The following is a 12,685-nucleotide window of genomic DNA, read 5'->3' as shown; positions in this document are numbered from 1 at the left end:
CTCCGGGAAAAAGTCAGAACGCATGCGCGCCGTGGGCGCCCAATGCCGTCTGGTATTGCACGGTGACGGCGTTGTCGGCATCGTCGGGATTGGGTTTCTCGTGGCTCAACTGCAGCCGGAACAGGCTGAACTCGCTGTTGCGCCACGTCAGTTCGGCACTGTGGCGGTACGGGTCGAAGCTCGCGAACGGCAGGTCGTCGTCGCCCCACAGCTTGTCGTAACGGTAACCCGCGTCCCAGGTGCGGTTGAAGCGGTACACGCCCTCGAGGTAGGCGCCGCGGCGACTGCCGTTCCAAAGCGCGGTGAACGACGGGTCGTTCGGGTCGATGTAACTGCCGTCGCGTTTGTCGACCATGTACTCGGTGCGCAGGGTGATGCCGCCGTCCTTGAAGTTGCCCTGCGGCGCCCACTTCCAGGTGCCGTCGAAAATCGCCAGCGTGTCGTCGCCGCTGAAACCGTCCTCGCCGCCTTCGGTGCGCGTCTTCAGCGCCGAAACGCCGACCAGCCATTCGTTGTCGGTGCCGGCATCGCCGCCGACGTGCGCGAACAGCGTCTTCGTGCCGAGGCCGCCGTTTTGCGCGCCGCCGCTGGGATAGTTCTGCCCGCGGAACGCCTCGCCACCGATTTCGAAATACAGCGACGTCGGCGCGACCCAACGCAGCTGCACGCCGTCGTCGCCGTACTGGTTGCCGAGGAAGGCCTGGTAGGGCAGCGGGCGGTCGAAGAAGTTGTCGGTGTGCGCGTGGTGGCTGTTGAGGTAGCCGATGTTCGAATAGAAGCGACCGAGGCGCAGGCTCAGGCCGTCCGGCAACACGGTGCTGCTGATGTAGGCCTCCTCGATGCCGAGGTGGTCCTCGCCGTCCTCGCTTTCGACCGTCGCGGTCAGCTGGCCGTAGAACTTGTCGTCGATGTTCGCCGCGAACGAGACCTCGCTTTCGCCCAGCGAGAATCCGTTCGGGCTCGGCGCACCCTCGCCCACCAGCGGGAAGCCGGTGCGCGCGAACGCGGCCGGATCCAGCGAATGGTGCGAGTAGCTGCCGTTCAAGATGATGCTGATCGCCGGGTTGAATGCATTGGGGCCACTACCGCCGCCGGCATCGCCCGACGGCGCGGCCACCGCCGCGACCGCGTTCTGGTCCGAACCCGCATCCGGCGCGACCGCGGCGACATCACTTGCGTCGGCGGCGAGCGCATCGGCCTCGGCTTCGGCGCCTTGCGCGGGCATCGCCGCGACCGGAGCAGCGGCGACTGCGGGCGTGGCCTGCTGCGCCTTCATCGCCTGCAATTCGGCCGTCAGCGCCTGGACCTGGGCTTCAAGGGCTTCGATCCGTTGGTGGTCGTCGGGCGTTCCCGCCCAGACGGGCGACGAAAGGCAGGCAAGGACGCAGAGCGCGAGGGGGGAAAGGCGCATGGGAGGGCCAGATAATCGGAAGTTATAACGTTGCATTTTGAGGACAAATCCTCGCTGGCGCAAAGGGCCGGCTGCCGATTCCGCGTTTCGGGCGGGCATGACTTATGGCGGATTCATCTTAAATGTAATGTTATAACATATTATTTCCGATAGCCATGAGCCTACCCATGACCTGCCGCCGATCCTCTCCCCGCTTGCTCTCTCTCTGCCTCGCGATTGCCGGCGCCCTCGCCGCCCAATCCGCCATCGCCGCGGATTCGTCGGCCGCGACGGAAACCTCCGACGATGCGGCGCACCCGCCCGCCAGCGATACGCGCCATGCCGAACACGCGGAAAAATCCAAGCGCGCCGTCGATCTGGATACGGTCGTCGTGACCGCCAGCCCGCTGCGCACCACCGCGGGCGACCTCGGCAAGCCTGCCGCCGTGCTGGCCGGCGAGCGCCTCGACGAGGACCGCGCCTCCAGCCTCGGCGAAACGGTTTCGAGCATTCCCGGCGTGCAGAGCTCCAACTTCGGGCCGGGCGTGGGCCGGCCGATCATCCGCGGCCTCGACGGTCCGCGCGTGTCGGTACTGTCCGACGGACTGTCGACCGAGGACGTGTCTACCGTGAGCCAGGACCACTCGCCGGCGATCGAGCCCTTCCTCGCCGACCAGATCGAAGTACTGAAGGGGCCGTCCACCCTGCTCTACGGCAGCGGCGCGATCGGCGGCGTGGTCAACGTCGTCGACGGCAGGATCCCCGAGGAAGCGATCGAGAACGGTTTCGGCGGCCGCGCCGAAGCGCGTTTCTTCGGCGGCGACCAGGACGGCACCACCGACATGGCGCGCATCGACGGCGGCACCGACCGCTTCGCGCTGCACGCGGATGCGGTGTATCGCAACGCGAAGGACTACGACACGCCCGACGGCGTGCAGGCGAATTCGTTCATCGACACCAAATCCGGCGCGGTCGGCGGTTCGCTGCTCGGCGACTGGGGTTTCGTCGGCCTGTCCGCGTCGCGCTTCGAAGACGGCTACGGCAATCCGGGCGAACCCGGCGACCTGTCGGCGGGCGAGCGCGGCGTGCACCTGCAATTGCGCCAGAACCGCTACGACCTCAAGGGCGGGCTCAAGGATCTGTGGGGCGAAGGCAACGGCCTGCGCTTCAGCTTCGGCCACACCGACTACGACCACATCGAATTCGAAGGCGACGAACCGGGCACGACCTTCACCAAGAACGCCAACGAAGGCCGCGTCGAGGCGACGTTCGGCAACCGTGATGCATGGCAGGGCGCGGTCGGCGTGCAGGGCACGGACAGCACGTTCGCCGCGGTCGGCGAGGAATCGTTCGTGCCGCAAACCACCACGCGCGGTTACGGCGCGTTCGGCATCGCGCGCCGTTCGTGGGGCGATTTCCAGCTCGACTTCGGCGCGCGCGTGGACAAGGTCAAGTCCGAACCCGACGCGATGGCAAGCCGCGATTTCACCCCGTTGAGCCTGTCGTTGTCCGGCGGCTGGAAACTCGGCGAAAACTGGCGGCTGACCGCGAACCTCGACCACGCCGAACGCGCGCCGGTGGAGGAGGAACTGTTCGCGAACGGCCCGCACATCGCCACCCTCGCCTACGAAGTCGGCGACCCGAACCTCGACAAGGAAGCCGCGAACCAGCTGGAACTCGGGTTGCAGTACAAGTCTTCCCTGGTCGATGCGAAGGTCTCGGCGTACTACAACCGCTTCAAGGATTTCATCTACCTCGTCGACACCGGCGATCAATGGTATTGGGACGAAGAAAACGACTACCTGCCGATCCGGCAGTGGTCGCAGTCGAATGCGATCTTCCGCGGATTCGAGGGCGAGGCGACGTTCCATCTTGCCGACAACGACAGCGGCCGATGGGACCTGCGCGCGTTCGGCGACACGGTCCGCGCGACGCTGGCCGACGGCGGCGGCAACGTGCCGCGCATCCCGCCCTCGCGCCTCGGCGCGCAGTTGCGCTGGGAGAACGGCGACTGGCGCGCTTCGCTCGGCGCGACGCGCGTGAACCGGCAGGACAAGGTGGCGACGAACGAAACCCCGACCGCCGGCTACACCATGATCGATGCGCACGCGGCACGGCATTTCGACACCGGCAACGTCGGCTGGGAGCTGTTCGTCGACGGCACCAACCTGACCAACCAGGTCGGGCGCGTCCACACCTCGTTCCTCAAGGACGATGTCGAGCTGCCAGGTCGCAGCTTCGATGTCGGCGTGCGCGTGTTCTTCTGAGGATCAGCGCGGCTTGGCACTGCAGCGGGCGCAAAGCCCGTGCACTTCCAGCGTCTGCGCCTGCGGGGCGAAACCCAGCCCCCGGGCCGCGGCTTCCAGCTTGGCCACGATGCTCGCATCCTCCAGCTCGGTGGCCGAATGGCAGCGGTCGCAGATCAGGAACGGCACCGAATGCTGGTTCGCGTTCGGATGGTGGCAGGCGACGAAGGCGTTCACCGATTCCAGCTTGTGGATGAAGCCGTTCGCGAGCAGGAAATCCAGCGCGCGGTAGACCGTCGGCGGCGCCGCCGCGCCGCTGCCCTCGCCGTCCGCGTCGCGGTCGTTGCGCAATTGTTCCAGCAGGTCGTAGGCCTTCGCCGGCTGGCCGGCCTCGGCGACCAGGCCGAGCACGCGGGCGCGAATCGGGGTCAGCCGCAGGCCGCGCTCGCGGCAGGCGGCTTCGACCGCGGCCACGAAGCCCTGGGCGTCGTGGACGTGGTGCTTGGGATCGGTACAGGCGTGGTCGTGGGCCATAGGCGTGATTTAGGCGCCAGCAGGAAGTTTTGCAAGGGCGGCATCGATCCGCGCCAGCGCCTGTTCGCGGCCGGCGAGGTAGACGGTCCAGCCGATGTCCGGGCTGACCTGGGTGCCGGTGATCGCCACCCGCAGCGGCTGCGCGACCTTGCCCATGCCGATGCCCAGCGCCTCGGGAATCGCATGCAAGGCGGCGGAAATCGCTTCGACGTTCCATGCCGGCAATGCCGCCAGCCGCGACTTCGCATCTTCCAGCGGCGCGCGCGCGGCCGCGGTCAGGTGCTTGGCTACCGCCGCTTCGTCATAGTGCATGAGCGGCTGGAACCACACCGCCGATTTCTCCGCCATTTCCTTCAGCGTCTGCGCGCGTTCGCGCAGCGCGACCACGATATCGGCCGGTTTTGGACCGTTCGCGAGGTCGTAGCCGCACTGTTCGAGGTGCCAGGCAAGGTGCTTCGCGACGGATTCGGGATCGTCCGACTTCAGGTACTGCTGGTTGAGCCAGCCGAGCTTGGCCGGATCCAGGCGCGAGGCCTTGGCGTTGACGTCGGCGAGGTCGAACAGCGATTGCATCTCGGCAATCGAAAACACTTCCTGGTCGCCATGCGACCAGCCCAGCCGCACGAGGTAATTCAGCAGGGCGTGCGGCAGGTAGCCGGCATCGCGGTACTGCATCACGTCGGCGGCACCGGTGCGCTTGGAAAGCTTCGCGCCGTGTTCGTCGAGGATCATCGGCAGGTGCGCGAAATGCGGCACCTCCGCGCCCAGCGCGCGGTAGATGTTGATCTGGCGCGGCGTGTTGTTGACGTGGTCGTCGCCACGCACCACGTCGGTGATGCCCATATCGATGTCGTCGACAACGACGGCGAAGTTGTAGGTGGCGTAGCCGTCGCTGCGGAAGATCACGAGGTCGTCGAGTTCCGAATTCGCGATCTCGATGCGTCCCTTGACCTTGTCGTCCCACGCCACGATGCCATCGAGTGGATTGCGGAAACGAATGACGCGATTCGGATCGTCGCGGAAGCCCGCGTTCGCATCACGATATGCACCGTTGTAGCGCGGCTTCTCGTTCGCGGCCATCGCCGCCTCGCGCATCGCCTCGAGCTCCTCTTTCGTCTCGTAGGCGTAATACGCATGCCCGGACGCGACCAGTTGCTCGGCGACTTCCCGGTAACGGTCGAGGCGATGGGTCTGGTAGATCGGGCCTTCGTCGTAATCCAGGCCCAGCCAGTCCATCGCCTGCAGGATCGCGTCGATCGCCGCCTGCGTGCTGCGCTCGCGATCGGTGTCCTCGATGCGCAGGATGAACTGCCCGCCCTTGTGGCGCGATTCCAGCCAGCAGTACAGCGCGGTGCGCGCGCCGCCGATGTGCAGGTAGCCGGTGGGACTGGGGGCAAAGCGGGTGCGGGTCGTCATCTGTATATTTTAGGGCATGGCCACGCTCTTCATCTCCGACCTGCACCTCGACCCGGAACGCCCGGCAGCGACGGAGCTGTTCGGTCGATTCCTCGACGGCGAAGCGCGGAACGCGGATGCGCTCTACATCCTCGGCGACCTGTTCGAGGCCTGGGTCGGCGACGACGATCCCTCCGAGGCCGGCGCGTTCGTCGCCGGCAGGCTGCGCGCACTCGCGGATTCGGGCGTGCCGGTGTCCTTCATCCGCGGCAACCGCGATTTCCTGCTCGGCGAGGAATACGCGAAACGCGTGGGCATGACGATCCTGCCCGACCCCGCCGTCATCATGCTGCACGGGGAACCGACGCTCATCCTGCACGGCGACCTGCTGTGCACCGACGACACCGCCTACCAGCAATTCCGCGCACAGACCCGCGATCCGCGCTGGCAGGAACAATTCCTCGCGCAACCGCTGGCCGCGCGGCTCGCCTTCGCCGAACAGGCGCGCGCGGCGAGCAAGGCGCGCTATGGCGAACTGGTCGCGAGCGGGCAATCGGAAACGATCACCGATGTCACGCCTGCCACGGTGCAGGAATGGTTCAAGCGCTACGGCATCCGTCGCATGATCCACGGGCATACCCACCGCCCCGCGATCCACGACGAAGGCGACGGCAACACCCGCATCGTGCTCGGCGACTGGTACGAACAGGGATCGGTGCTGCGGATGGATGCGACGAACGCGAAGCTGGAGAAACTGTAGGAGCGCGCTTGAGCGCGACCGGTCTGTCGAGGCATTAGTGCAATACCGTAGGGTGCAACCGCAGAAGGCGATTCCGCCAATGGTCGATATCACGATGCGATGGCGGAATCTCCCTGTGGGAGGTTCCGCCCTACGCGTCACTTCGCCGCTTCGGCGCAACCCTTGTAGTCCATGACGCCGTAGCGGAACTCCGCAATCAGCTCGTATACGTTGTCGGACATGCCGTCGCTGCATTCGCCCTTGGCGATGTGGAGATTGAAGGCGATGGCGCCGTCGGTACCCGTGTAATAAACGCTACCGTCCCGTTGCAGTGCATAGGTGCCATTGAGCGTGCGCCCGGACTGCTCGTCCGGCGTGGTGAACACCAGCGTGTCGCCGTCCACGCGCACGTTCCAGAACGGCTCGGTACCGAACGCGCGCCACGCCAGCAGCGGCACGTTTTCCTGCCCGGCCGGACGCTTGGCCATCGGCGCATCGGTCGATGCCGGCGATTCCGACGTGGCGCAGGCCGCGAGCGCGAGGAGTGCGATGGCGATGGCGATGGCGAAGCGATGCGTTTTCATGTCAACCCTCCGAAGGAACATCAATCGGCCTCGGCCAGCAGGCTTTCCAGTTCGTCCGCGTCGAAACCCGCGGCCAAGCGCGCTTCGGTATTGAACGGCCCGTGCAGCACGCCACCGGCGTGTTCGCGCAACAGCTCGCGGAAGCGCATGCGTGGATCGACGCCGGCGCGTTCGCAATGCCAGCGGTACCAGCGCGAACCCGCGGCGACGTGCGCCACTTCCTCGCGCAGGATGATGTCTAGGATGGTGGCGGTCGCCTCGTCGCCGAGCGCGCGCAGTTTCACGATCATACCCGGCGTCACGTCCAGCCCGCGCGCCTCGAGCACGCGCGGCACCAAGGCCATGCGTGCCAGGCCGTCGTGCGCGGTCTTCTCGGCCATTTCCCACAGGCCGTTGTGCGCATCGAAATCGCCGTAATCGTGGCCGAAATCGTTCAGTCGCTTGCGCAACATCGCGAAATGCCGGGCTTCGTCGTTCGCGACGGACACCCAATCGGCGTAGTACGCACCGGGCATGCCGCGGAAGCGATAGACCGCATCCCAGGCGAGGTCGATGGCGTTGAATTCGATGTGCGCCACCGCGTGGATGAACGCCGCGCGGCCCTCGTCGCTGCCGAAACCGCGGCGCGGAAGTTCGCGCGGATGCACGAGTTTCGGCTTCACGGGACGCCCGGGCATGCGGATCGGTTCCGGCGCGGGCGCATCGTCGGGAATCGCGAGTTCGCCGTGCGCGAACGCGGAGGCCGCTTCGAACGTGCGTTCGAGCTTGGCCTCGGGCAATGCCGCGTCGAGGCAGGCGCGCGCGGCGTCGAACAGCGACGCCACGGCAGTCACAACGCCAGACGGCGCTGGTGCTTGGCGTCGTCGGAACGCAGTTGGCGGATCCGCTCGAAATAACCCGGATCGACGCCGGTCACGTATTCGCCGCTGAAGCAGGAACTGTCGAACTTGCGTCCCGGAAACTTCGGTCCCGCGACCGCGGCCTCGAGGTCGGCGAGGTCCTGGTAGACCAGCCAGTCGCAGCCGATCATGCGTTCGATGTCGGCCTCGGTGCGCCCGTGCGCGATCAATTCCTCGGGCGTGGGCATGTCGATGCCGTAGATGTTCGGGTAACGCACCGGCGGCGCCGCGGAAGCGAGGTAGACCTTCTTCGCGCCGGCGTCGCGCGCCATCTGCACGATCTGGCGCGAGGTGGTGCCGCGCACGATGGAATCGTCGACCAGCAGCACCACGCGGTTGCGGAATTCCAGCGGGATCGGGTTGAGCTTGCGCTTCACCGACTTCGCGCGCTCGCCCTGCCCCGGCATGATGAAGGTGCGGCCGACATAGCGGTTCTTGATGAAGCCCTCGCGGTACTTCACGTTCAGCACGTTGGCGATTTCCAGCGCGGAATCGCGGCTGGTGTCGGGAATCGGGATGACCACGTCGATGTCGTGATCCGGGCGTTCGCGCAGGATCTTCTCGCCCAGCGTCACACCCATGCGCATGCGCGCCTTGTGCACCGAGATTTCCTCGATCATCGAGTCCGGGCGCGCGAAGTACACGTATTCGAAGATGCATGGCGCGTGCGCTTCGGCGGGCGCGCACTGGCGCGCGAACAATTCGCCGCGCGCGGTGATGACGATGCCCTCGCCAGGGGCCACGTCGCGCAGGCGCTCGAAGCCGAGCACATCCAGCGCGACGGATTCGGACGCGACGATGTATTCGTCGCCGCCCGCGGACACGCGCTTTCCGAGCACCAGCGGGCGAATGCCGTGCGGGTCGCGGAACGCTACCAGGCCAAGGCCGAGCACCGTGCACACGACCGCGTAGCCGCCCTTCGCGCGGCGGTTCACGCCCTCGATCGCGCGGAACGCGGCGTCAGGCGTCAGCGCTTTCTGCAGGTCGAGTTCGTGCGCGAACACATTGAGCAGCACTTCGCTGTCGGATTCGGTGTTGACGTTACGGCGGTCCTGCTCGAACACCTCGCGGCGCAGCGCGTCGGTGTTGATCAGGTTGCCGTTGTGCGCGAGCGCGATGCCGTAGGGCGAATTGACGTAGAACGGCTGCGCTTCGTCGCTGCCCTCGCTGCCCGCGGTCGGGTAGCGGCAATGGGCGATGCCGACGCGGCCTTCGAGTTCGACCATCGATTCCGCGTCGAACACATCGCGCACTAGGCCATTGCCCTTGTGCACGCGCAACTTCCCGCCTTCCGCGGTGGCAATCCCGGCCGCGTCCTGGCCGCGGTGCTGCAACACGGTCAGGCCGTCGTACAGCTGGGCCGCGACTTCGCTCTGGCCGACGATTCCGACGATGCCGCACATGTCGCGATTCCTGCTTCGATCAAGGATGCGGGCGGACGATGCCGGCCACGCCGAGCTTCGCCTGCACTTGGGTTTTCAGCTGGTCGGCCGCGGCGCGATCGGCGACCGGGCCGATGCGCACGCGGGTCAGCGTGCCCTTGTCGGTCTTGACGCTTTCGGTGAACGCGCTGAAGCCGGCGGCGCGAGCGCGATCGCGCAAGGCCTCGGCATCGGCAGGTTTGGCGAATGCCGCGAGCTGCACCACGAAACCGACATTCGCGGCGGCCGGCGCGGGCGTGGGCATGGGCTTTGCGGCCGGGGGCGCGGGCGCCATGGGCCGCTGCTTCGGTGTTTCGGTTTTCGCGGTCGCAGGCGATGTGGCCGGCGCTGGCTTGGTCGCGACCGGCTTGGGTTCGGGCGGAAGCGGCGTCGCCGCCGGCTTGGATGTATCGGCGATCGGCGCGGTCGCTGCCGGTGCGGGCGCGGGCGACGCGGTTTCGGCATCGAGCACCACCACGCGTGCGTTCACGTCGCTGCGCACTTGGGTCGCGCGCAGGCGTGCGGCCTCGGCGTCGGCCTGGGTCGCGAACGGCCCGATGCGCACGCGCCACGCGGGCTTGCCGTTGAGCTGGACTGCTTCGCTGTAGGCGGCGAGTTGCGATTTCGCCAGCGCTGCGACCATCGACTGCGCCGCATCCGCGCTGGCATAGCTGCCGAAGTGCACGGCGTAGTCGCCGCCGGCGGTCGTGGCCGGGAAGTCCTGCGAATCCGCCGGGTTCGCCGCGTCGTCGTTGACCGGCATTCCGGTCGCGCCGCCGGCCGGCGCATCGACCGGGCCCGCGAGCGGCAGTTCGCGCGTTTCCATGCCCGTGTCTGGCGTTGCCGGCATGTTCAACGGCACGTCCGCCGCGCCGCTGTCCGGTGCCGGACCCTGCACCAGCATGGGCAGGAAGATCACCGCCAACGCGATCAGGACGGCGGCGCCCCAAAGGCGCTGTTTCAGGGAGGTATCCATCGGGGAAAACCGGCGTCGTGGGCCCGCGGATTATACGCCGCGTCCTGCGTTGGTCATGAACCGGAGGCGTCCAGCGCCCGCAACGCAGCGGCCGCGGTGTGGAACGAACCGAACACCAGCACGCGGTCTCCGGGCCGCGCTTGCGCGCGCGCGGCGGCGAGCGCGGCGGCGACATCGCGATTGCGAATCGCCGTCGAAGCCGCCGTGTCGGCGAGCATCGCGGCGAGCGCATCGACGCCCTGTCCGCGTGGGCCCGCGTCTTCCAGGCCCGCGATCCACCAGCGATCCACGCGCGCGGCGAGCCGGGCGACGATGCCTGCGACATCCTTGTCCGCGAGCGCGGCGAACACCGCGAACGCGCGTCCCGACGGCGGATGTGCGGCCAGCCACGCGGCGAGCTCGCCCGCGGCCTGCGGGTTGTGGGCGACGTCGACGACGATTTTGATTCCATCGCGCTCGAAGACTTGCAGCCGCCCCGGCACGTTCGCCGCGGCGACACCGCGCGTCCAGGCGTCGTCCGCAATCGCGAGATCGGAAGCACGCAACGCGGCGATCGCAGTCGCGGCATTACGGACCTGCGCCGGCGCCGCCAGTCGCGGCATCGGCAATGCAAGTTCGAAACCCGGTTCGCGCCAACGCCAGTGCGTGTCGTCGATGGTGTCGAACAGGAAATCGCAATTCGCGCGGATCGCGCTCGCGCCAATGGCATAGGCGTGGCGCAGCACGCTCGCCGGCGGATCGTCCTCGCCCAGCACCAGCGGCGTCCACGCCCGCGCGATGCCGGCCTTCTCGAAGCCGATGGCTTCGCGATCTTCGCCGAGCCAGTCGGTGTGGTCGATGTCCACGGTCGTGACCACGGCGACATCGGCATCGACGATGTTGACGGCATCGAGCCGTCCGCCGAGGCCGACTTCGAGCACCGCCAAGTCGAGGTCCGCGCGTTCGAATAACCACAAGGCCGCCAGCGTGCCGTGTTCGAAATAGGTTAGCGATGTGTCGCCGCGCGCAGCCTCCACCGCTTCGAACGCCTCGACTAACTCCGCATCACCAACATCGCGACCATCGATGCGCACGCGTTCGTTGTAGGCCAGCAGGTGCGGCGAAGTGTAGGCACCGACGCGCAGTCCGGAGGCACGGGCGATGGCTTCGACGAAGGCGACGGTCGAACCCTTGCCATTCGTCCCGCCGACGGTGATGACGCAAGCGGCCGGCTTGCCGAGACCCATGCGCTGCTCGACTTCGCGCACGCGTTCGAGGCCGAGATCGATGGCCCTGGGGTGCTGGCGTTCAAGCCGCGCCAGCCAGTCGTCCAGCGTTCGCCGGTTCACAGCGCGCGGTGCACCGCTTCGCCGAACAGCGCGGTGTGATGGCCGGCGTCGTTGAGACGGACGACATCGAGATGCTCGACGTCCGCGCCTTCGAGCAAATTCAACGTCGCCGGTGCCTGGCGGAAGCCCCACAACCGCGACAAGGGAATACCGAGCATGCGGCACAACAGCACGCGATTCACCGCGTCGTGCGCGACGAGCAGCAGCGTGTCGTCCGCACCGAGCCCGGATGCCGCGCGTTCGAACGCCGGCCATGCGCGCTGCAACACTTGCGGCAGCGATTCGCCGCCGGGCATCTGCACCGTGTCCGGCGCTTCGCGCCAGGCGCGCAGGCGTTCGCCGTCGCGCTGGCGGATCTCGCTGGCGAGCAGGCCTTCCCATTCGCCGTGCGCGATTTCCATCAGGCCCTCGTCGAACGCGAGCATCGGCACGCGCGCTTCACCGAGCGCCAGTTCCGCGGTGCGGCGCGCGCGCGCCAGCGGCGAGGCGACGGCACGGTCGATGCGCACCTCGCGCAGGCGCTCGCCGAGCGAACGCGCCTGCGCCTCGCCGGTCGGCGACAACAGGATGTCCTCCTGGCCCTGGTAGCGGCCTTCGGCGTTCCACGGCGTTTCGCCGTGGCGGGCGAGCAGGATGCGCATGCGGTTCGTGGGGTGCCGTCGCGAGGGGTTGCGTAGTGTATCGGCGAGCGCCGCGCGACTGGGGCACACTGCCCGCCCGGGTTTGAGGAGCGACCGATGCAAAAGCAGGCCAAGGGCGGTTTCGAGGTGAAGCGCACGCCACAGGACGCGCTCGACGCCGGCGACGGCGCGCAGATCGGCCACGTCCGCTTCGACAAGCGCTTCCACGGCGCGCTGGACGCCACCAGCGTGGTGCACATGCTCGCGGTCGGCACCGACGTGCCGGGTTCGGCGGCCTACGTGGCGATCGAACGCATTGCCGGAACGCTGGACGGGCGCAGCGGCATCTTCCTGGCCCAGCACAACGGGACCCTCGACCGCGGCCAGGCGACCCTGTCCCTGACCGTGGTCCCGGATTCGGGCACGGGCGAACTCGCCAGCTTGCGCGGGCGCATGGCCATCGACATCGTCGACGGCGCGCATTTCTACACCTTCGACTACGAACTGCCCGATCCTGCGGCCGATAGGGACTGACGGCACGGGGCGGCGCGGA

General features: G+C 67.6%; 12 protein-coding genes. 3 read left to right on the top strand and 9 right to left on the bottom strand.

From position 1 onward, the window contains the following. Nucleotides 1–13 precede the first annotated feature (13 nt). On the bottom strand, nt 14–1,411 hold the full coding sequence (locus tag FNZ56_RS00295; RefSeq protein ID WP_143877950.1) for a carbohydrate porin: 1,398 nt from the start codon (nt 1,409–1,411) through the stop codon (nt 14–16). 167 nt (nt 1,412–1,578) lie between these two features. On the opposite strand from FNZ56_RS00295, the gene FNZ56_RS00290 reads away from it, so the two are divergent. After that, nucleotides 1,579–3,657, top strand: a complete 2,079-nt coding sequence (locus FNZ56_RS00290; RefSeq protein WP_246064629.1) for a TonB-dependent receptor — start codon at nt 1,579–1,581, stop codon at nt 3,655–3,657. Between the two features lie 3 nt (nt 3,658–3,660). Here FNZ56_RS00290 and FNZ56_RS00285 read toward each other — a convergent pair whose 3' ends face one another. Together FNZ56_RS00285 and gltX are read right to left on the bottom strand one after the other, a co-directional pair. Then, a complete protein-coding gene (locus FNZ56_RS00285; protein WP_143877948.1) occupies nt 3,661–4,170 on the bottom strand; it encodes a transcriptional repressor in 510 nt (169 codons plus the stop codon). A gap of 9 nt (nt 4,171–4,179) precedes the next feature. Next, a complete protein-coding gene (gene gltX / locus FNZ56_RS00280; RefSeq protein WP_143877947.1) occupies nt 4,180–5,586 on the bottom strand; it encodes a glutamate--tRNA ligase in 1,407 nt (468 codons plus the stop codon). Between the two features lie 16 nt (nt 5,587–5,602). On the opposite strand from gltX, the gene lpxH reads away from it, so the two are divergent. Next, entirely contained in the window at nt 5,603–6,325 is a 723-nt protein-coding gene (lpxH, locus tag FNZ56_RS00275) for a UDP-2,3-diacylglucosamine diphosphatase (RefSeq protein WP_143877946.1), read from the top strand. A gap of 137 nt (nt 6,326–6,462) precedes the next feature. Here lpxH and FNZ56_RS00270 read toward each other — a convergent pair whose 3' ends face one another. Genes FNZ56_RS00270 through FNZ56_RS12945 form a run of 6 tightly spaced genes read right to left on the bottom strand, consistent with a single transcriptional unit; the run spans nt 6,463 to nt 12,153 of the window. After that, on the bottom strand, nt 6,463–6,888 hold the full coding sequence (locus FNZ56_RS00270) for a COG3650 family protein (protein WP_143877945.1): 426 nt from the start codon (nt 6,886–6,888) through the stop codon (nt 6,463–6,465). A 20-nt stretch (nt 6,889–6,908) separates the two neighbouring features. Beyond that, on the bottom strand, nt 6,909–7,721 hold the full coding sequence (locus tag FNZ56_RS00265; RefSeq protein WP_143877944.1) for a ferritin-like domain-containing protein: 813 nt from the start codon (nt 7,719–7,721) through the stop codon (nt 6,909–6,911). Continuing rightward, nucleotides 7,718–9,190 carry an amidophosphoribosyltransferase gene (gene purF / locus FNZ56_RS00260; protein WP_143877943.1) on the bottom strand — a complete coding sequence of 491 codons (1,473 nt, stop codon included), beginning with the start codon at nt 9,188–9,190 and terminating at the stop codon, nt 7,718–7,720. Before purF ends, FNZ56_RS00265 begins: the two co-directional genes overlap by 4 nt. A 19-nt stretch (nt 9,191–9,209) precedes the next feature. Beyond that, entirely contained in the window at nt 9,210–10,184 is a 975-nt protein-coding gene (locus FNZ56_RS00255) for an SPOR domain-containing protein (protein ID WP_143877942.1), read from the bottom strand. Between the two features lie 53 nt (nt 10,185–10,237). Beyond that, the gene (gene folC / locus FNZ56_RS00250) at nt 10,238–11,512 is read right to left on the bottom strand and encodes a bifunctional tetrahydrofolate synthase/dihydrofolate synthase (protein WP_246064628.1); all 1,275 of its coding nucleotides are present in this window, start codon (nt 11,510–11,512) and stop codon (nt 10,238–10,240) included. After that, nucleotides 11,509–12,153, bottom strand: a complete 645-nt coding sequence (locus tag FNZ56_RS12945; RefSeq protein WP_246064626.1) for a histidine phosphatase family protein — start codon at nt 12,151–12,153, stop codon at nt 11,509–11,511. Before FNZ56_RS12945 ends, folC begins: the two co-directional genes overlap by 4 nt. A 96-nt stretch (nt 12,154–12,249) precedes the next feature. Here FNZ56_RS12945 and FNZ56_RS00245 point away from each other — a divergent pair, with 96 nt between their 5' ends. Continuing rightward, a complete protein-coding gene (locus FNZ56_RS00245; RefSeq protein ID WP_143877940.1) occupies nt 12,250–12,666 on the top strand; it encodes a DUF3224 domain-containing protein in 417 nt (138 codons plus the stop codon). Nucleotides 12,667–12,685 lie beyond the last annotated feature (19 nt).

It is taken from the genome of Lysobacter lycopersici (assembly GCF_007556775.1).
Classification (GTDB): domain Bacteria; phylum Pseudomonadota; class Gammaproteobacteria; order Xanthomonadales; family Xanthomonadaceae; genus Pseudoluteimonas; species Pseudoluteimonas lycopersici.
This window is presented reverse-complemented; position numbering and strand designations above follow the sequence as displayed.